The 16,734-nt window shown below is 45.5% G+C and carries 17 protein-coding genes and 1 pseudogene; 8 read left to right on the top strand and 10 right to left on the bottom strand.

The genetic code is table 11. From position 1 onward, the window contains the following. Positions 1 to 56: 56 nt before the first annotated feature. The 3 genes from ACFFUV_RS01640 to gbdR all read right to left on the bottom strand — a co-directional run bounded on the left by ACFFUV_RS01640 (position 57) and on the right by gbdR (position 3,041). The gene (locus ACFFUV_RS01640) at positions 57 to 590 is read right to left on the bottom strand and encodes a DUF5943 domain-containing protein (protein ID WP_390189183.1); all 534 of its coding nucleotides are present in this window, start codon (positions 588 to 590) and stop codon (positions 57 to 59) included. A 66-nt stretch (positions 591 to 656) separates the two neighbouring features. Further along, on the bottom strand, positions 657 to 1,634 hold the full coding sequence (locus tag ACFFUV_RS01635) for a dipeptidase (RefSeq protein WP_390189181.1): 978 nt from the start codon (positions 1,632 to 1,634) through the stop codon (positions 657 to 659). A gap of 246 nt (positions 1,635 to 1,880) precedes the next feature. After that, entirely contained in the window at positions 1,881 to 3,041 is a 1,161-nt protein-coding gene (gbdR, locus tag ACFFUV_RS01630) for a choline metabolism transcriptional regulator GbdR (protein WP_390189179.1), read from the bottom strand. Between the two features lie 817 nt (positions 3,042 to 3,858). Between gbdR and ACFFUV_RS01625 the strand changes: the two genes are divergently transcribed. The 3 genes from ACFFUV_RS01625 to ACFFUV_RS01615 all read left to right on the top strand — a co-directional run bounded on the left by ACFFUV_RS01625 (position 3,859) and on the right by ACFFUV_RS01615 (position 6,233). Then, a complete protein-coding gene (locus tag ACFFUV_RS01625) occupies positions 3,859 to 5,445 on the top strand; it encodes a pectate lyase family protein (RefSeq protein WP_390189178.1) in 1,587 nt (528 codons plus the stop codon). 217 nt (positions 5,446 to 5,662) lie between these two features. Continuing rightward, complete coding sequence (locus ACFFUV_RS01620; protein WP_390189176.1) at positions 5,663 to 5,926, top strand: hypothetical protein; 264 nt, start codon at positions 5,663 to 5,665, stop codon at positions 5,924 to 5,926. Between the two features lie 64 nt (positions 5,927 to 5,990). Then, positions 5,991 to 6,233, top strand: coding sequence for a hypothetical protein (locus ACFFUV_RS01615; protein WP_390189175.1), 243 nt, complete (start codon positions 5,991 to 5,993; stop codon positions 6,231 to 6,233). Between the two features lie 71 nt (positions 6,234 to 6,304). Here the strand turns inward: ACFFUV_RS01615 and ACFFUV_RS01610 are convergent, their stop codons facing one another. The 3 genes and pseudogenes from ACFFUV_RS01610 to ACFFUV_RS01600 form a co-directional block, all read right to left on the bottom strand. Beyond that, a complete protein-coding gene (locus ACFFUV_RS01610; RefSeq protein WP_390191799.1) occupies positions 6,305 to 6,826 on the bottom strand; it encodes a methyl-accepting chemotaxis protein in 522 nt (173 codons plus the stop codon). Positions 6,827 to 6,841: 15 nt separating this feature from the next. Then, positions 6,842 to 7,555: pseudogene (locus ACFFUV_RS01605) on the bottom strand (PAS domain-containing protein); the annotation flags it as partial. 217 nt (positions 7,556 to 7,772) lie between these two features. After that, complete coding sequence (locus ACFFUV_RS01600; protein ID WP_390189173.1) at positions 7,773 to 8,693, bottom strand: histone deacetylase family protein; 921 nt, start codon at positions 8,691 to 8,693, stop codon at positions 7,773 to 7,775. 186 nt (positions 8,694 to 8,879) lie between these two features. Between ACFFUV_RS01600 and ACFFUV_RS01595 the strand changes: the two genes are divergently transcribed. Further along, a complete protein-coding gene (locus ACFFUV_RS01595) occupies positions 8,880 to 9,566 on the top strand; it encodes an SDR family oxidoreductase (RefSeq protein WP_390189172.1) in 687 nt (228 codons plus the stop codon). A gap of 66 nt (positions 9,567 to 9,632) precedes the next feature. Here ACFFUV_RS01595 and ACFFUV_RS01590 read toward each other — a convergent pair whose 3' ends face one another. Together ACFFUV_RS01590 and ACFFUV_RS01585 are read right to left on the bottom strand one after the other, a co-directional pair. Further along, on the bottom strand, positions 9,633 to 11,579 hold the full coding sequence (locus tag ACFFUV_RS01590; RefSeq protein WP_390189171.1) for a DNA topoisomerase III: 1,947 nt from the start codon (positions 11,577 to 11,579) through the stop codon (positions 9,633 to 9,635). 86 nt (positions 11,580 to 11,665) lie between these two features. Beyond that, positions 11,666 to 12,001, bottom strand: a complete 336-nt coding sequence (locus ACFFUV_RS01585; RefSeq protein ID WP_390189170.1) for a Grx4 family monothiol glutaredoxin — start codon at positions 11,999 to 12,001, stop codon at positions 11,666 to 11,668. A 269-nt stretch (positions 12,002 to 12,270) separates the two neighbouring features. Here ACFFUV_RS01585 and sodB point away from each other — a divergent pair, with 269 nt between their 5' ends. The 3 genes from sodB to ACFFUV_RS01570 all read left to right on the top strand — a co-directional run bounded on the left by sodB (position 12,271) and on the right by ACFFUV_RS01570 (position 14,354). Then, on the top strand, positions 12,271 to 12,855 hold the full coding sequence (sodB, locus tag ACFFUV_RS01580; protein WP_390189169.1) for a superoxide dismutase [Fe]: 585 nt from the start codon (positions 12,271 to 12,273) through the stop codon (positions 12,853 to 12,855). Between the two features lie 131 nt (positions 12,856 to 12,986). After that, entirely contained in the window at positions 12,987 to 13,490 is a 504-nt protein-coding gene (locus ACFFUV_RS01575; RefSeq protein WP_390189168.1) for a VC2046/SO_2500 family protein, read from the top strand. 195 nt (positions 13,491 to 13,685) lie between these two features. Beyond that, positions 13,686 to 14,354 carry an SDR family oxidoreductase gene (locus ACFFUV_RS01570; protein ID WP_390189167.1) on the top strand — a complete coding sequence of 223 codons (669 nt, stop codon included), beginning with the start codon at positions 13,686 to 13,688 and terminating at the stop codon, positions 14,352 to 14,354. Here the strand turns inward: ACFFUV_RS01570 and ACFFUV_RS01565 are convergent. Further along, positions 14,351 to 14,821 carry a low molecular weight protein-tyrosine-phosphatase gene (locus ACFFUV_RS01565; protein ID WP_390189166.1) on the bottom strand — a complete coding sequence of 157 codons (471 nt, stop codon included), beginning with the start codon at positions 14,819 to 14,821 and terminating at the stop codon, positions 14,351 to 14,353. The genes ACFFUV_RS01570 and ACFFUV_RS01565 overlap by 4 nt on opposite strands. 353 nt (positions 14,822 to 15,174) lie before the next feature. Between ACFFUV_RS01565 and ACFFUV_RS01560 the strand changes: the two genes are divergently transcribed. Beyond that, a complete protein-coding gene (locus ACFFUV_RS01560; protein ID WP_390189165.1) occupies positions 15,175 to 16,269 on the top strand; it encodes a hypothetical protein in 1,095 nt (364 codons plus the stop codon). Between the two features lie 48 nt (positions 16,270 to 16,317). Here ACFFUV_RS01560 and ACFFUV_RS01555 read toward each other — a convergent pair whose 3' ends face one another. Beyond that, on the bottom strand, positions 16,318 to 16,680 hold the full coding sequence (locus ACFFUV_RS01555) for an EF-hand domain-containing protein (protein WP_390189163.1): 363 nt from the start codon (positions 16,678 to 16,680) through the stop codon (positions 16,318 to 16,320). Between the last annotated feature and the right edge of the window lie 54 nt (positions 16,681 to 16,734).

Genomic DNA, 16,734 nt, shown 5'->3' with positions numbered 1-16,734 from the left:
CTTTTGGCATCCGGCCAAGCCTTATTGTTTTGTGTCTTTTTGCTAGGAATATCGAATTAGCTCAGTGGGCTAACTTCAAACACACCGTACTCACAGCCGGCTTGCGCACCGCTTTGAGTTTGTATTGCTTGGGTTTTTACGTTGTAACCGAGACTTTGTGCGATTTGATCCATCGCCCCAGCAAACCAGCCGGTAAACATGTAATCGACTTTGCGGTCGACTTTGCCGTACTGATACACAAAGGCTGAGTTCTCTAAACGGATTCGGGCTGTGCCCTGTTCAATATCCAAGTCTTCGATAATAAAGAAGCCCCAGCCGCGTTGAGAAATACGCTTCATATAATGTTCAAAGACCGCAACCCCAGACATTCCATGCAGCTCGGCTTCTTTTTCACACCAGTAGTACGCAGATTTATACCCTGCATCGTAGAGCAGTTCAGCGTATCGCTCAGGACCAATCTCTTCCTCTATCGCCATGTGATTGTTGACGAAGAAATGGCGAGGCACGTACAGCATAGGTAGTGCATCGGTTGTCCATACGCCCGTTTCATCATCGACCACAATCGGCATTTCAGGTGCGTGTCCAGCCATGATAATTACTCCCTTAATTATTGAGTTGGTTAAGACTTTATTCAGTGTGAGTCCTAGGTATTGCGGTTATTCACCCCAAACGTCGGCTAACACCCGAACCCAGTTTCCACCCATGATTTTGCACACTTGGCGTTCACTGAATCCGCGGCGTAATAACGCGTCGGTAAGGTTGGGGAATTCGCCCAAAGTACGAATGCCTTCTGGATTGATGATTTCGCCGAAGCGAGTTAAGCGGCGTGCGTATCCTTTATCGTGCGTGAGCCACTCGAAGAACGCTTGGTCTTGCCCTTGAGTGAAATCGGTCCCGATACCGATTTGGTCCTCACCAACGAGGTTATAGATGTACTCAATCGCTTCGACGTAATCTTCAATTGAGGAATGGATGCCATTTTTCAAAAACGGCGCAAACATGGTGACACCAACAAATCCGCCATGGTCAGCAATGAATTTCAATTCCTGATCAGACTTATTGCGTGGATGATCTTTCAAACCACTAGGTAGGCAGTGGGAATAACATACTGGCTTTTTCGATGCCAAAATCACCTCTTCAGAGGTTTTCGCTCCGACATGGGATAAGTCACACATCACGCCCACACGATTCATCTCGGCAACAATTTCATGCCCAAACCCGGACAAACCACCATCACGCTCATAACAGCCAGTACCCACAAGGTTTTGCGTGTTGTAGCACATTTGTACAATGCCGATACCGAGGTCTTTAAAGACCTGAACATAACCGAGCTGATCTTCATAAGCATGAGCATTTTGAAAGCCCATCATGACGCCGGTTTTTCCGAGTTCTTTGGCACGGCGAATATCATCAGTACAGGTGACTTTCATAACCAAATCGCTGTTGTCATCAATTAAGCGGTTCATGTCCGAAATATTGTTGACCGTGTTTTGGAACCCTTCCCATACCGACACGGTACAGTTGGCAGCAGTCAGTCCACCGCGGCGCATATCTTCAAACAATTCGCGGTCCCATTTCGCAATCACTAAGCCATCGATGACAATTGCGTCGTTATGTAACTGTGTAGAATTCATCTTTTCACCTGTCCCTAGGTTGTATGTAACCAGTAGGCTCAGAATAAAAAGAAAGCATCGTGGTCAATGTTCTGAAAGCGTCACTGACAAAACCCAAAACGTAACCACAATAAAAAAACTGAAATTCGCCACAAAGCCAGGCACAGCCTGTACTGTGAGCTAACTGATGATAGTAAAAACAACAAAAACGCCGCATTCGAAATCCGAGAGCGGCGTTATTTATGCACTGATATTTGGTCGTGAATGTTACACGGCTACCGAACCATAAGTCGGTTCAAATTGCGCTTCGACCAGCGCTTGCATCGATTTTGATTGGTGCCCCATATTGGCAGGCTCTGGGTAGAGTTCACTGAACGCATTTAACCCCGCCGCCATTGGTACAATCACGCGGTCACTGCTGCTGGCATGATACGGCGTTTGTGCAGATCCACTGCGCTCTTCCCGAGGGGGAATACCGATATGCAAACGATAACATTTGCTAAAGTGAGGTGATGATACAAAACCACAGGCCATCGCGATCTCGATGATAGACATCGAGGTTTGCTTAAGCAATTGGCGCGCTCGAAACAGTCTCAATTTGAGATAGTACTTTGATGGCGGGCATTGCAAATATTTTTGGAATAAACGCTCAAGCTGGCGACGAGAAAGACCGACGTAGCTCGCGAGTTCATCCAACTCAATGGTTTCTTCGATATTGGCTTCCATGAGGGTTATCGCTTCAACCAATTTTGGCTGAGCTGTACCTAAAACATGTCGCAATGGGACTCGCTGGTAATCCGTTTCACTGCGTACTCTATCGCAGACAAACATTTCAGAAATACTGGAGCTAAGCTGATGACCAAAATCACGCTTGATCATATACAACATCATGTCCATCGGCACCGAACCCCCACTGCATGTCATTCGATCACGGTCGATAACAAACAGCAAGTTGGTACAACGTACACGCGGGTAGGCCTCTTGAAGCGCCGCGATGCACTCCCAGTGAGCACTGCACTCGTAGCCATCAAGCAGCCCGGCCACAGCCAGCAGATAAGGCCCTGTACATACACCGCCTAGCTGAACATTTTTGCGTGCTAAAGACTGGACCCAGGTTAATTGCTTGCGTGTATAACTGCGTGTGATATTGACACCACCGACGATGATAAGCGTGTCGATATCAGGCACACGTGCCATTGAGCAATCCGGAGTCACGGTAACGCCATCACTAGCGGTAACGGGGTGCCCTTCTTCACTGATGGTGTACCAATCGTAAAGATCGCGCCCACTTAATTGGTTCGCCATGCGTAGCGGCTCTACGGCAGAAGCCAATGCAATAAGCGTAAAATTATCTAGCAGAAGAAAACCGATTCGACGACCTTTTCCTTCGACAACTGACTTTTGAAGCGAATTCGTAAACTCAGACATTGCGCATACCTCAATTATAATCATTTTCCCTAGGAGGCTGTAACACACGCACAACTTCTTGCCATCCCTTGTAACAAAATAGCAATAAATATGCCCCTCGCTGTGAGCTGTATACAAAATCGAAATCCGATGTCGCAAATAGAATGTTTTATGCCGATCTTGGCTCATGTGTGAGCCACTTGCGTCACCTTTTTCATACTAAAGTGTCATACCAAAGCACCGAATAAACAACTGGTTGCACATTACGTTTGCGCAATTTGGTGCTTTATTTTTGCACCGTTTTAAATCAGCGTGACCTCAGGTGAGCAACCGATGCTGAAGCCTTGCTATGGCTGAATATCTTCTGCACTTACTTGACAATATGTCGTTAAATTTTAGAAAACTCTCAATATATCTCTATGATTTATATAGGTTATAAATCAACCAACTCGACGCACCAAAAATGGGCAGGACTGCCTGCCTCTAACCTCTCCGTAATACCAATATTAAGCAACTCACGTTCAGCCTATAAAATTTCAAAAAGGCGATTTTTCATACAACGTAACGATGTTAACTAATTCACCAATAACCACTAGGTTATTTTTTGACCACCCTTGCAATTTTGAATCTTAATTCATTGATATGACATATATTTAACATCACCCGGTATCATATTTACACGAAATATTCTTACAATAAGCAGTCGTATTAACTCCCCTTAATACGATTTAGAAGCAAAAAAATTGCTTCTAGTAACAAACACGAATTAGCGAAGCGATAAAGCAAGGAAATTACCCATAAAACCATAGTTAAAAATGGTCTAACTAGGAAAAAGATAATGGAAATTATAAGAAAAATACGTCGATGGCAGAGTAACTTAGCAGTACTAACCCTCACTTTTGCCAGCTTTGCGGCGCTTGCAGATAACTGTACGGTAACCCCTACTTCTGGCGGTACTTATTCGATCATCAACCGAGGATCTGGGCTCGCTCTGGATATCAATACCAGCGACTCAACAACCGCCCCTAATGTCATTACCTATGAGTACTGGCAAGGCAATAACCAACATTTTGTGTTAACCAGAGAAAATGATGGTTATTGGATTATTCGCTCTGTCTACAACAACAAAGTGTTGGATGTATTGAACTCTTCCAACTCTAACGGAGCGAATGTTATTGTTTATGATGATTGGCAAGGTGATAACCAGCGTTGGGAGCTTAAAGCCTCCTCCTCTGGCGGCTTCAATATCGTCAACAAGCTCACTCAAAAATCGCTCACCGTTGCTGGGTCAGAAAACGTCTCTAATGTGTATCAAAACGACGATCAAGCAGAAAGCTCGCAGCGTTGGTATATCAATCCAATTTCTGGTGACTGTGGCAGCGGATCAGGCTCCAGTGATCTGGTTGGTTTTGCCGCGCAATCAGGTAACGATGGCCATTCAACCACCACCGGCGGCGGCAACGCGACACCCATTGTGGTCACCAGTTGTAGTGCATTGAGCTCAGCGCTGAGTTCGTCGTCTGCAGCAGTTATCCAAATCCCTGATAACACCACCATCAACTGCCACACGGCGAACCGTACCGTTCAGGCATGCCCGCTGGATTGTGCCACCTGGGGGGATAATGGCAAAACTTGGTATCGCCTTCCTGTCGGCAATCAAACCTGTAGCGAGCTAGGTAGTAGTTCGAACTCAGCTGTCAGCGTTACTCGTAACGACACCACACTCACTGTGCGTTCAAACAAAACCCTAGAAGGCCTAGGGCGCAATTCGAAGATCTCTGGAGCCAGTTTAAATATTAACGGCCAAAGTAATGTGATTATTCGTAACCTAATGCTGGCGGAAATTAACCCCGCTCTTGTGGAAGCTGGTGATGCGATTTCTGTCGATAACAGCAGCCATGTTTGGGTTGACCATGTGTCCTTCAGCGAAATCAGTGATGGCTATGTCGATGTCGGTGACAGCCAAAACGTGACCCTAAGTTGGAACCGTTTTTACGGCTATAACAATCAGGTTTGTGCAAATCAGCATTGGTACACGCACTTGGTTGACAATTCGCAAGTGACTTTCCATCACAACTTTTGGGATACCGCCGCGGGACGTAACCCGAAAGTCGACGGTTCAAACGCTCGAGTGCATTTGTTCAATAACTACTGGAAAGACATCACCTACTTTGCGATCGGTGCCGACCACGGCGCAGAAGTTCTGGTCGAAAACAATTACTTTGAAAACAGTGCGCGGCCACACTGGAACCAGGGTTCGGCTTATTTCAGCGCATCTGGTAATGTCTATACAGGCGTATCTGCAACCGACCAAAACCGTGACAGCGGCGCGACGGTATTTTCGGATATCTCGATGTACCCATACAGCTTAGATGATGCAAGCTCACTCGGTAGCCAAGTCGATGGCGGTACTGGCCCTCAGTAAGTCGCTTAGAGACTTAAATTCAAGGCAGCCTAGGTGCTGCCTTTTTTATTAGTCATCTCCACCGTAAATCGAATGGCGTTCCTGACACAATACATTATGATTTAGTTGATATCTCAACAAAAATAGCCACGACTCCTGTCTACCCTGCGAGTACGCAAACGACTCGGAGAGCGCGAGATGGAATGGCAGACATACCATGTATTCATAGGACTCGCCGATGTATTTTAGTAAAAAAGCCGCCAAATCAAAGGAAGAATCGTCACAGCGACTTTCTACCACCTGCTGCGTGAGTATCACTCAGCTCTCTGCCGAGCATTTAAAATCACTCGATGTAGAGGGTGGGACCGCACTGGTATTGGCTTTTGTGTCCCCGCACATTAGTTTTGAAGATGTGAGTAAAAAGCTGAAAATGGCCATGCCCTTTGCCCAGCATATCATCACCATCATGACCGCTGAGAGGATTTGCCGTCGTTGCAGATGAGGTTCGCGCTTTATCAAAACGCACTCAAACTAGCGTTCAAGAAACAACCGACACCATTGAACAGGTGACTAATTCGATCGATGCTATTGCATCCGGTATCGATAGTATTAATAGCGTTTTGGGGGTTATCGAATCTGAATCAGCGAAATTCAGTCAAGATTTAACGGTGCTGGCGGAAAATTCACAAAACACCGCCTCGATGGCAGAGCACGATATTGCGCGAGCCAACTCGACACAGCAAAACATCGGTCATATTGAGCAAGAAACATCGCTTATCGATACCCTAAGTCAGTTCGCAAAACGCTAGAAACCAACTTCTTAAATAGACTTAGTCAAAAAACGCCTCTAATGAGGCGTTTTTTAGGGGATTCCAACGAATTAAATCGATAAGCGTTTGATGGTATCCACCACTTTGCCAGCATCGTTTTCTATATTTTCAATCACACTGGCGATTTCATTCGTTTGCTGTTCACCCGCTGACGATTTTTCAAAGACCACTTTGATTTGCTCATCGATCTTAGCGGTAATCTCACTGTTTTTGGTTATGACGGCGGTAATTTCGCTGGTCGACTCTGAAGTCCGAGCCGCCAGCTTCCTGACCTCATCAGCAACAACCGCAAAGCCTCGGCCTTGTTCCCCTGCTCGCGCGGCTTCAATGGCTGCGTTGAGCGCCAATAAATTGGTTTGTTCAGCGATTCCGCTAATGGTTGAAATAATCGCCTCAACACTTCGAGATTGTTCATTGAGGTTACCGATCATTTGTGAAACTTGCTCTACCGCTTGATTAATCTCGATTGAGTTAGACAATAAGCTCTTAATTGAACTCTTACCTTCCTGGGCACTGGTAACCGTTGCGTTAGCAATGTCTAAGGATGTCTCTGCCGCTTCACGCACGGTCATCGCTTGTTCGACTCGTTCGGTGATATCACTGGCCATCTTAATAATTCGCACAACTTTACCCTCGTGATTAAACACAGGGTTATAGGTCGCTTCTAGCCAAATCCGTCGTCCATAATGGTCAACTCGGTTAAACAGACCGTTTTTATGTTTACCTTGCGCCAACTCAGCCCAGAAGTTGGGAAACTTCTGATAAAAATCATCGTCACAAAACATGCGATGATGCTTGCCTTGAATTTCCGATAACTTGTAACCCATACACTTTAGAAAATTATCATTGGCTTCCAGAATATGACCATCTGGAGAAAACTCAATCACCGCTAAGGAACGCTCTATCGCTTCTTGCTCTGCAGTAACACGTTCTAACTGAACCTGCTCCTCGGTAACATCAGAGGCAACTTTGATCACCGATGTCACGTTACCCGAGCTATTCATAATGGGTAGATAGGTCGCCGCGAGCCACACCGCGTTATCCGCCTTATTCTTGCGAATAAAGTTGCCCTCTTGCGGGCGTCCTTTACCAAGATCATCCCAAAACTTTTTGTATTCTGGTTTCGCGGCATCTTCAGGAAAACACAATATGCGATGATGCTGTCCCTTCACCTCGCTCAAGGTATAACCGACAACACTAAGAAGTAGTTCATTGGCATACAGAATATGGCCATCAGGGGTAAACTCGATAAAAGGCACTTGCGATTTTATGGAAGCTTTAAATGCCGCTAAGTCCTCCATATCATGCTCTAATGACGCAATTCGTTTTGTCAGCTTTTTTGAGTTGAACATTGATTCCTCCACAAGTGTTCACTTGCTTTCAGCTCCGACCTTTAGAGCTGAAAAATACCGTACTAAAAAAGAATAGAACAATATCGGCATCCTCGTTGATTACTAAAGTCACTATTCGCGAGAGAGTGTCGCTCTTAATGACAAATCGCGCTTTACATCCAATGAACTAAAGAAAAACCGCCTCCGCGGCTTCAAGTAATGACATATGGAGAGGAACCAAAGTTTGGTGATCGCTGCGATACCCCCCACCCACCACACAGGCAACAGGAATATCCTCCTGCTGGCATAAACTGAGCATGAAAACATCCCTCTGCTTTATGGCTTGATGAGAAACATTCAAGTAACCAAGCTCATCGTCTTGATGGATATCTACCCCTGCATCATATATGACGAGATCCGGCTGATACAGATGAAACGCTGTCGTCACTGCTGAGCAAAATTCGGCGAGAAATTCGTCGCCATTTGCTTGCTTGGGAAGCGCAATATCAATCGTCGAATTCGGTTTACGCGCTGGGAAGTTTTTATCGCAATGAAACGACAAAGTAATGATCTCATGGTGAGATGCACACAATGTCGCGGTTCCATCCCCATGATGCACATCACTATCGACGATCAAGACTTTGCCAATCGTAGGGAGTTCCAAGGCTGCGGTCGCAGCAAGTACTAAGTCGTTAAACAGACAAAAACCACTACCAAAATCATGATGCGCATGGTGATACCCACCACTCAAGTGGATGGCAATGCCGTGCTGAGCAGCAAGTGTTGCTGTTAAACACGTTCCTCCTGCCGAAATGCGGGTCCGCTCAATAAGTTTTTCACTCCATGGGAAGCCAATACGCCGCATCTTAGCCGCAGGCAATGTCCCCGTAACGAGTGCATCAACATACTGTGCGTCGTGCACTTGCTTGATGGTTTCTATATCTAGCGGCTTAGGTTCAAAAAATGAAAAGCCTTGTTCCCATAACGCATTTTGACGACGACGCTCAACAACTGCTTCATGCAATAAGCGATATTTGTTGATTGGGTATCGATGTTGAGATGGCAGCATCAATTGAGAGTAAATTTGGTGGTAAATCAAAGGTATCATGCAGTTCGCCAATATTAATCGTTACGTTTATTTATATAGATTACTTTTATTATTCATACAGTTATCACATTTAACATTTCGTTAAAAAATGAGTTCAAAACTGTGATGTGAAGAAAACTTGTGAGTTGCGTTTAACCGTCATGCCACGCAGAATAGCAGAATAATAAGTGCGAAAAGGAGTCCACTATGAACCGCGTATTTATTACCGGCGCAAATCGAGGCATAGGTTTGAGCCTTACTCAACAATACCTCAACTTAGGCTGGCACGTACACGCTACTTACCGCAGTATTGAATCTTCACAGGCACTGATTGATTTGGCTGAGCACCACTCTAATCTAAGTTGCCACCAATTGGATATTACCGATTATCCTTCCGTACAAGCACTTGCTAGTCAGCTTCCGAACTTGGACTTACTGATCTCTAATGCAGGTTACTACGGCCCTAAAAATTATGGTTTTGGTCATACCGATGTCGACGAGTGGCGCAAGGTTTTCGAAATCAACGCGATTGCACCGCAAAAGTTGGTTGAAGCATTTTATCCACTACTTGAAAAAAGCTCGCAACCTAAAATTGCTTGTATCTCGTCTAAAGTTGGCAGCATGACTGAAAACACAGCAGGTGGCGGTTATCTTTATCGCTCATCAAAAGCCGCGTTGAATTCGGTCGTCAAAAGTTTAAGCAATGATCTCAAGCCCGTTGGCGTTACTGTACTGGCTCTTCACCCTGGTTGGGTACAAACCGACATGGGCGGCAGCAATGCCCCGATTGATACCAAAACCTCCGCGATCGGATTAATTGAAGTGATAAAGCGCAGTGATATTGAGCAATCCGGTCATTTTATTAGCTACGATGGCACCCAGCTACCGTGGTAGCCTATTGTTCAACTTGGTGAAAATAAAAAACCGGCTTTGCCCGGTTTTTTATTTATCGACAAAGCATTAGCTTTTCGACGAACGCGGCTTTTTCGGTGCGCTACGTTTTCGACGCTTATAAGCAGGCCTCTCAACGGCAGGTAATGAACGCAATGAATCAGGCACAGGCGAACTTTTCACTTGAGTAATCAGTTGATCAATTTGCTGTTGCAGCGCTTGCATGAAAGGCTGATACGCTTGGTTTTTCTCTGCCATCCCTTGAAGCTGATGCTCCCAATGAGCAGTCATATCAGGATAGGTCGACTCATTGGGCAAAGCATGAATCAAACCGCGACCAGCAGCACTACTGACAATACTTTTGCCTTGCCGCGTCAGCAATTGACGCTTGAAGAGAATATCGAGAATACCCGCCCGAGTTGCTTCGGTGCCTAAACCGTCAGTCTCTCTCAATATTTTTTTGAGCTCTTTATTTTCAACAAAGCGTGCTATTCCCGTCATTGCTTGCAGTAATGTGGCTTCGGTAAAGTGTCTTGGCGGTTCGGTTTTACGGTCTTTAATCTCTCCTTCACGACACGTTAAAACCGTTGCTTTTTGAAGTGGAGGAACTTGATCAACGCCTTCTTCCTGCTCATCCTTGTTTCCACCCATGAGAGCTTTCCAGCCTGGAGACACCAGTTGGCGTCCTTTAGCAATGAACACACCGCCTGCTATATCAAACACGAGCTTCGCTTCTGCAAATACGGCGGCGGGATAAAACTGAATCAAATATTGGCGGGCAATCAATGTATAAATTTTCATTTCATCACCAGACAAGCCGTTAACAGCAGACTTTTTCGGTGTTGGAATAATCGCATGGTGCGCATCCACTTTACTGTCATTCCACGCCTTCGACTTGAGCGACAAATTGGCATCTTCAGCGGCGCTAGTTAGCTCTCTAGCGTTATTCGCAATGGCCTCAACAACTTTGGGCGCTTCAGAAAAGTGTGCTTTGGGTAAATAACGGCTGTCGGAACGCGGATAAGTAATCAGCTTATGTTTTTCATACAAAGACTGACAGGTATCTAGCACACGCTGAGCACTCATTGAGTAGCGTTTCGCTGCATCAATTTGCAGAGACGAAAGTGAATATGGTAACGGCGGGGCTTGCTTGGTTTGCTTTTGCTCGGACTCGGTGACCGTGGCCGGTTGGTTAGCGATTCGGCTAGCCACATTTTCCACCAGCTTTCGGCTGAGCACGCGCCCTTCTTCATCTTGCCAAGGCAGGCAAGCTTCACTCGGCTTCCAACGCGCGCGAATATCAAATGACAGGCCTGCATGTTGATATGGGATTAAAGCGTGTAACGTGAAATAGTCCTTGGGAACAAAATGCTCGATCTCTTCATCACGACGCACCACAAGCCCGAGTACAGGGGTTTGTACTCGGCCAACAGATAACACCCCTTGGTATCCTGCCTTTTGACCCAGCAAGGTATAAGCGCGAGACATATTCATGCCATAGAGCCAATCTGCGCGAGAACGCGCTAAGGCAGAAACGGAAAGAGGGATAAAGTCGCGGTTGCTACGCAGTTGACTAAGCGCGCGCTTGACTGCGGGCAAGTTCAAATCGTTGATCAGCAGACGCTGGGTTGATGCTTTTTTAGTCTGGCTCAGCTTGCAGTAGTCTAGAACTTCATCGACCAATAACTGCCCTTCGCGGTCAGGGTCGCCTGCATGAATCACTTCATTGGCTTCTTTGAGCAGTTTACGAACGACGGTCAATTGTTTGCTGGCTGACTTTCTCGGCCTTAATTGCCACTGCTGAGGGACGATGGGTAAATCGGCTAAATTCCACTTTTTGTAGCGTTCATCGTAAACATCAGGCTCAACCTGCTCAAGTAAATGGCCAATACACCATGTCACCACGTCACCATTACCACAGCGAATAAAGCCTTGATCTTTCTTTTGTGGGCCAGGCAGCGCTGCCGCAATAGCTCGACCAAGGCTGGGTTTTTCAGCGATAAATAGACGTGTCATAGCAAAGGTTTAGACAAAGAATAAAGGCCACATTATGCAATGTGGCCTTTAACAAAAGCAAGTTGTAACTGTAAATATAAACAGTATTACTCTTCGCTGGTTCCTGCTCGAGCAGCCGCTTCTTTAATTAATGGCTGCAATTCACCTTTTTGGAACATTTCAATGATAATGTCACAACCACCAATCAGTTCACCTTCGACCCAAAGCTGAGGGAACGTTGGCCATTGAGCGTAAATAGGTAGCTCTGCGCGAATGTCTGGATTTTGCAGAATGTCTACGTATGCGAATTTTTCGCCACACGCCATAAGCGCTTGAGAGGCTTGAGATGAAAAACCGCAGCTTGGAAGTTTTGGTGAACCTTTCATATAAAGAAGGATCGTGTTTTCTGCGATTTGCTGTTTAATTTTGTCGATAGTTTCCATTGCTTCCTCGTTATCGGAGTTACTGCCGTATAACCGATCATTCTAAACGATCGTCACAGAATAAAAAGCATATAATGTTTAAGGTTTTGTATATAACTATCAATCATAGAGAAATTTTAGTTGCCCCCTTTTAATAAAGTAAAAAGTTGCTAAAATAAATTCCAAGTCAGTCACATCACACAAAGTGGCGACAAAGAGCACTTACAAATAAAAAACACTGGAAGCAATCGAAAGAGGCAACTCTTTCAAAAATAACGGAGAATCGAGTAATGGCATTTGAACTACCAGCACTTCCTTACGCGAAAGACGCACTAGAACCACATATCTCAGTAGAAACTCTAGATTACCACCACGGCAAGCACCACAACACTTACGTTGTGAAGCTAAACGGCCTAATTCCAGGTACTGAGTTTGAAGGCAAAACGCTAGAAGAGATCATCAAAACTTCTACTGGTGGCGTATTCAACAACGCAGCTCAAATCTGGAACCACACGTTCTACTGGCACTGCCTATCTCCAAACGGTGGCGGTGAACCAACTGGCGCAGTTGCTGAAGCAATTAACGCTTCGTTTGGTTCATTTGATGCATTCAAAGAGAAGTTCACTGAATCAGCAATCAACAACTTCGGTTCATCTTGGACTTGGCTAGTTAAGAAAGCAGATGGTTCTCTAGAAATCGTTAACACTTCTAACGCTGCAACACCACTAACAGATGAAAGTGCAACACCACTTCTTACTGTTGACTTGTGGGAACACGCGTACTACATCGATTACCGTAACGTTCGTCCAGATTACATGAATGGTTTCTGGTCACTGGTTAACTGGGACTTCGTTGCAGAAAACCTAGCAAAATAATCGCTGAATTCACTTCAGGCATACAGCCTGAACGAATTGGTCAAAAAGCCTGCTTTCGAGCAGGCTTTTTTATTATTTTTCTAAAGATTAGCCTGGCTTCGCCGTTAAGAAAGCACTGAGCGAGGAGCACAATGCAAGTACATACTTTAGATAAAGCGACGATCATTAACGAACTTCAATTTGGTGTGGGAATAAACCACGCAGTCCATGAAGGTCGTCGCTCTGATTTTGCATTGATTCTCTCCATGTTTTCTGATGACGTGCGTGACAATACGCCTGTCGAAGTGGTGCAAGAGCCTCAAACCACAGATGAAATTCTACGTCAGCGCTTTGAGTTGCAAGCCCCGCAAGCATTGCGTTCTGACCAAAGCTCATATTCGATTTCTGCTCAGCAAGCCACTCAATTTCACCAAAGCGGGCTTGCCAGTGCGAAACTCACTCACTACCTCACCCCTGAACCGCTGACTTATCTGCCCGAGCAAACCTTTGATCTTCCAGAAGAGGTTTACCACAACCTGTCCGGGCATCAACGTCGACATCTCGCAGAAAAAGCCCCACGCCAAGTCATTCCAGCCGACCTCTATAACCAACTGATCAGTGCCCAACGTCACGATCAAATACGAACTCAAATCTGATCACTTAACTGTGACATACATATTATCGATGTAATGAGAGCTAAAACACTATTCATGGTTATGTGAAACAGGACAAAGAATCAAACCCCAATAAAGTTATCAACACGTAATTTGACCTTATTCACATCTAAGACACAGCTAATCAACCATGATAGTTGGACAATTTAGAATCAGTTGATTCTTTGGGAGGGAGAAATGGATATAAAATCTTCTTTGATTTTAATCACTTCTGCGGGAACGCGCTTTGGTGCAACTCTGGCAATGCATTTTATAAGCTTGGGCGCGAAAGTGGTTCTCTGTGATAGTAATAAGTCAGAATTACATAAAACCTATCAGTGCTGCCGAACACTATCTCATCGCGTCTACCAGTACCCGTTAAGTGATCACGCCTATGAATCCATACATCAATTATTTGATGATATCGAAAGTGATTTAGGGCAAGCGCCTGATGTGTTGATTAACCACTTTACGCCGGATGCGATCCCTCCTTTGATGGACGCGCACAGCGCCGCAACTGCTGGGCAAAGCATGTCGACGTTGGCTTCAATGCTCTTTAGCTACAGCCAGGCGACGGCAGAAAGGCTGCGCCGTAATCAAAGTCAAGGCGTGATAGTCAATGTCATTTCTCAGGATAATTCACCCAATATTGCAGGGTTTGAAAATGCAGCATCGGTGGTTTCTGGTTTTACCCAGAGTTGGGGAAAAGAACTCAACCCGTTTAACATACGCGTCGGCGCAGTTATCCCCTCTTACGACGACTGTTTAGAACAACTGCGCTGGGGTGAGTTACAAGACGAGTTAATTCGTAATATCGAATACATTGTCAGCAACGATTACTTCAGTGGACGGGTGATGGCCGCTTAGCAAGATAAGCTGCGCAAGACGTTTTCTGCCGCGTCTTCAATCATATCCAACACCAGTTCAAATCCTTGCTCACCACCGTAGTATGGGTCAGGGATTTCATCTCGACCTGCTGAGCCATAGTTCATAAATAGCTTCAACTTATGCTGATATTGACTGGGGCATTGCGCTTGCAGATCAGCGAGATTGTCATTATCTGCGGCTAAGATTAAATCGAATTTGGCAAAATCTTCCGCGCTTACCTGTCTTGAGTAAATCCCAGCAAACGAATAACCCCGTTGTTCGCCAGCTGCTTGCGCACGCTTATCTGGTGGGTTGCCAGTGTGGTAACCAATTGTCCCTGCCGAGTCGATCTCAACATCAATACCCATGTCTTGGGCTTTGGCACGTAATATTGCTTCACCGGTTGGTGAACGACAAATATTACCCATACAGACAACAAGAATAGAAGGTTTGGTGGTTGAATTCATCACTTCTCCAAAACAGCTTTAACGGAAATCACTACTTACCTACGCTACTAAAAAGCCGGGGGTTTGCCAAATCCAGTCTAGATTGATCTTGATACTTATCGCTCTACCACCTCAGCCCTTTCCAAAGTGAGCGGTTTTGAATGTGTCCTTCGCGCTTATCGGCTACTAAAACCAGTATTACAAAGGAGTATTCCAAGCTTTAAGCGCGCAATACATGCTCAATTACATTGAACCAGTGCCATATTGCAATGTCAGATTTGACTTAAAGTGACCAAATTGCGATAGATCTATCGGTAACGAGATAAACCATTCGTTAGTTTATGTGCGTAAACGATTTAACTAAGGCAACTGCTATGACACGCTGGTATACACGACAAGGCCCCAGCCACATTGAAATTGTACTGACCAAAAGAACCCCTTTGGTCAGCCAACTGACGGCCACTCTTTATACTGCTGATAATCATCCAATTGCGTTGAATATGACGTTAAAATACGCCTATCATCCCGATGAAGATGATAAAGTTCTGGATTCTATTCGCATTGATGATTTAACTGGCAATGGTGACAGCCACCCAGCCTACCGCAATAAAGGATTGGGCAGCGCTTTAGTATCAACAACCTTAAAGTTTATTGGCGACCACACCTTCGAACTATCTTCGACCCCATGCTCGATTACCGGACAAATGGGCGCTCACGATGACCGTCACTTTGATTCAATTGTACGGCGCAGCGTATTTTGGCAGAAAATGGCGATGCAACTGCATGATCCAAGTGATCCCATGTCAAAATTCACTGGGCAACTGTTTGACGATAAACGAGACAAATTCGCTTGGAATAGCAAGTGGCATCAGGATACTGACGATATGATGGCTTGGAATCAAGAAGATGAAACGGGTCTCAAACAGTTACTTGCTATCAAACAAGATTGCGATTTAAGCCAACAAGCCTCTCGTTATATCAATCAGCAAGAACAGCGTGTCGACAAACTCACCAATATCGCCTGCTTAGCGCTATTTATTGGCCTGACACTGATAACCGTACCGCTGATTTGGAGCTTGAAACTCACGGCACTGTGGTTATTGCTCTCAACCGGGGTTGCTTTAGGCGTAAGTTATAGCCTAAGCCAAATCATCATCGGAGTCATCGAGCAACGTTACATGCGACAATTACTCCGCGTTAAACAGCATCAACAGAGCGACGAGGAAACGGCATTTATTCAATCGCTTAGTGATATCTCACAGCGCTACTACCATTTGCTTCCACGGGCATGTGAACGCTACCTACGCACCACCATCACGGATCCAGAGCTCAATGGGAAATGTATCCCGAGCACGCTTAGCCAAAGTAGCAAAATGTCATTGCAACATCTTGTCGCCTTGATTCGTCAAGAGCGTGAAACCGCACGTAAAACAAGGCCAAACGCCCACTATTCACATCCTTTAACATGACCTTACCCGTCAGGTCTGAAAGCAGGTCAGGCCTGACGGAAGGAAACGCTATATACGACCACCTCGCACGCCTTTATGCATGCCACGCTCGCTCTGCCGTGATTGCGAAAACGGGTGACGACCAAGCTCTTGCGCCGTGAGTACTCCGTCTTTATTCGCATCGAGCGTCGCGAAGCTGACCGCATTCGCCACATTTTTCATCATTCTTCCCTGCTCACTGCGCTGTTTAATACGTGCACTGCGGACAGCGTTAAACTCTTGTTCCGTTACTTGCCCGTTACCATCCTGATCAAACTGCGCAAACGCAGGTGCTTGACGCAGTGTTTGTTGCGGCCCATTGTTCATTCCAGCAGCCATTGCACCTGTAGCGACCACCATCGATAACATAATCATCATTGCGGTTTTCATCATTCTTTCCTCTCTCTCAACACATTCAATATCAGCATAAGCTAATGTATGTAAAGC

This window comes from Vibrio olivae, assembly GCF_042428525.1.
Classification (GTDB): Bacteria; Pseudomonadota; Gammaproteobacteria; order Enterobacterales; family Vibrionaceae; genus Vibrio; species Vibrio olivae.
The sequence above is the reverse complement of the archived record's forward strand: the minus strand, read 5'-3'. Positions and strand labels throughout refer to the sequence as shown.

Excerpts from the sequence above, each read along its gene's own strand:
- ACFFUV_RS01635 (WP_390189181.1), bottom strand. The coding sequence starts at position 1,634 with ATGAATTCTACACAGTTACATAACGACGCAATTGTCATCGATGGCTTA.
- ACFFUV_RS01590 (WP_390189171.1), bottom strand. The coding sequence starts at position 11,579 with ATGACACGTCTATTTATCGCTGAAAAACCCAGCCTTGGTCGAGCTATT.
- ACFFUV_RS01595 (WP_390189172.1), top strand. The coding sequence starts at position 8,880 with ATGAACCGCGTATTTATTACCGGCGCAAATCGAGGCATAGGTTTGAGC.
- gbdR (WP_390189179.1), bottom strand. The coding sequence starts at position 3,041 with ATGTCTGAGTTTACGAATTCGCTTCAAAAGTCAGTTGTCGAAGGAAAA.
- ACFFUV_RS01585 (WP_390189170.1), bottom strand. The coding sequence starts at position 12,001 with ATGGAAACTATCGACAAAATTAAACAGCAAATCGCAGAAAACACGATC.
- ACFFUV_RS01570 (WP_390189167.1), top strand. The coding sequence starts at position 13,686 with ATGGATATAAAATCTTCTTTGATTTTAATCACTTCTGCGGGAACGCGC.
- ACFFUV_RS01620 (WP_390189176.1), top strand. The coding sequence starts at position 5,663 with ATGTATTTTAGTAAAAAAGCCGCCAAATCAAAGGAAGAATCGTCACAG.
- ACFFUV_RS01555 (WP_390189163.1), bottom strand. The coding sequence starts at position 16,680 with ATGATGAAAACCGCAATGATGATTATGTTATCGATGGTGGTCGCTACA.
- ACFFUV_RS01625 (WP_390189178.1), top strand. The coding sequence starts at position 3,859 with ATGGAAATTATAAGAAAAATACGTCGATGGCAGAGTAACTTAGCAGTA.
- ACFFUV_RS01575 (WP_390189168.1), top strand. The coding sequence starts at position 12,987 with ATGCAAGTACATACTTTAGATAAAGCGACGATCATTAACGAACTTCAA.
- ACFFUV_RS01600 (WP_390189173.1), bottom strand. The coding sequence starts at position 8,693 with ATGATACCTTTGATTTACCACCAAATTTACTCTCAATTGATGCTGCCA.
- ACFFUV_RS01565 (WP_390189166.1), bottom strand. The coding sequence starts at position 14,821 with ATGAATTCAACCACCAAACCTTCTATTCTTGTTGTCTGTATGGGTAAT.
- ACFFUV_RS01640 (WP_390189183.1), bottom strand. The coding sequence starts at position 590 with ATGGCTGGACACGCACCTGAAATGCCGATTGTGGTCGATGATGAAACG.
- ACFFUV_RS01560 (WP_390189165.1), top strand. The coding sequence starts at position 15,175 with ATGACACGCTGGTATACACGACAAGGCCCCAGCCACATTGAAATTGTA.
- sodB (WP_390189169.1), top strand. The coding sequence starts at position 12,271 with ATGGCATTTGAACTACCAGCACTTCCTTACGCGAAAGACGCACTAGAA.
- ACFFUV_RS01610 (WP_390191799.1), bottom strand. The coding sequence starts at position 6,826 with ATGACCGTGCGTGAAGCGGCAGAGACATCCTTAGACATTGCTAACGCA.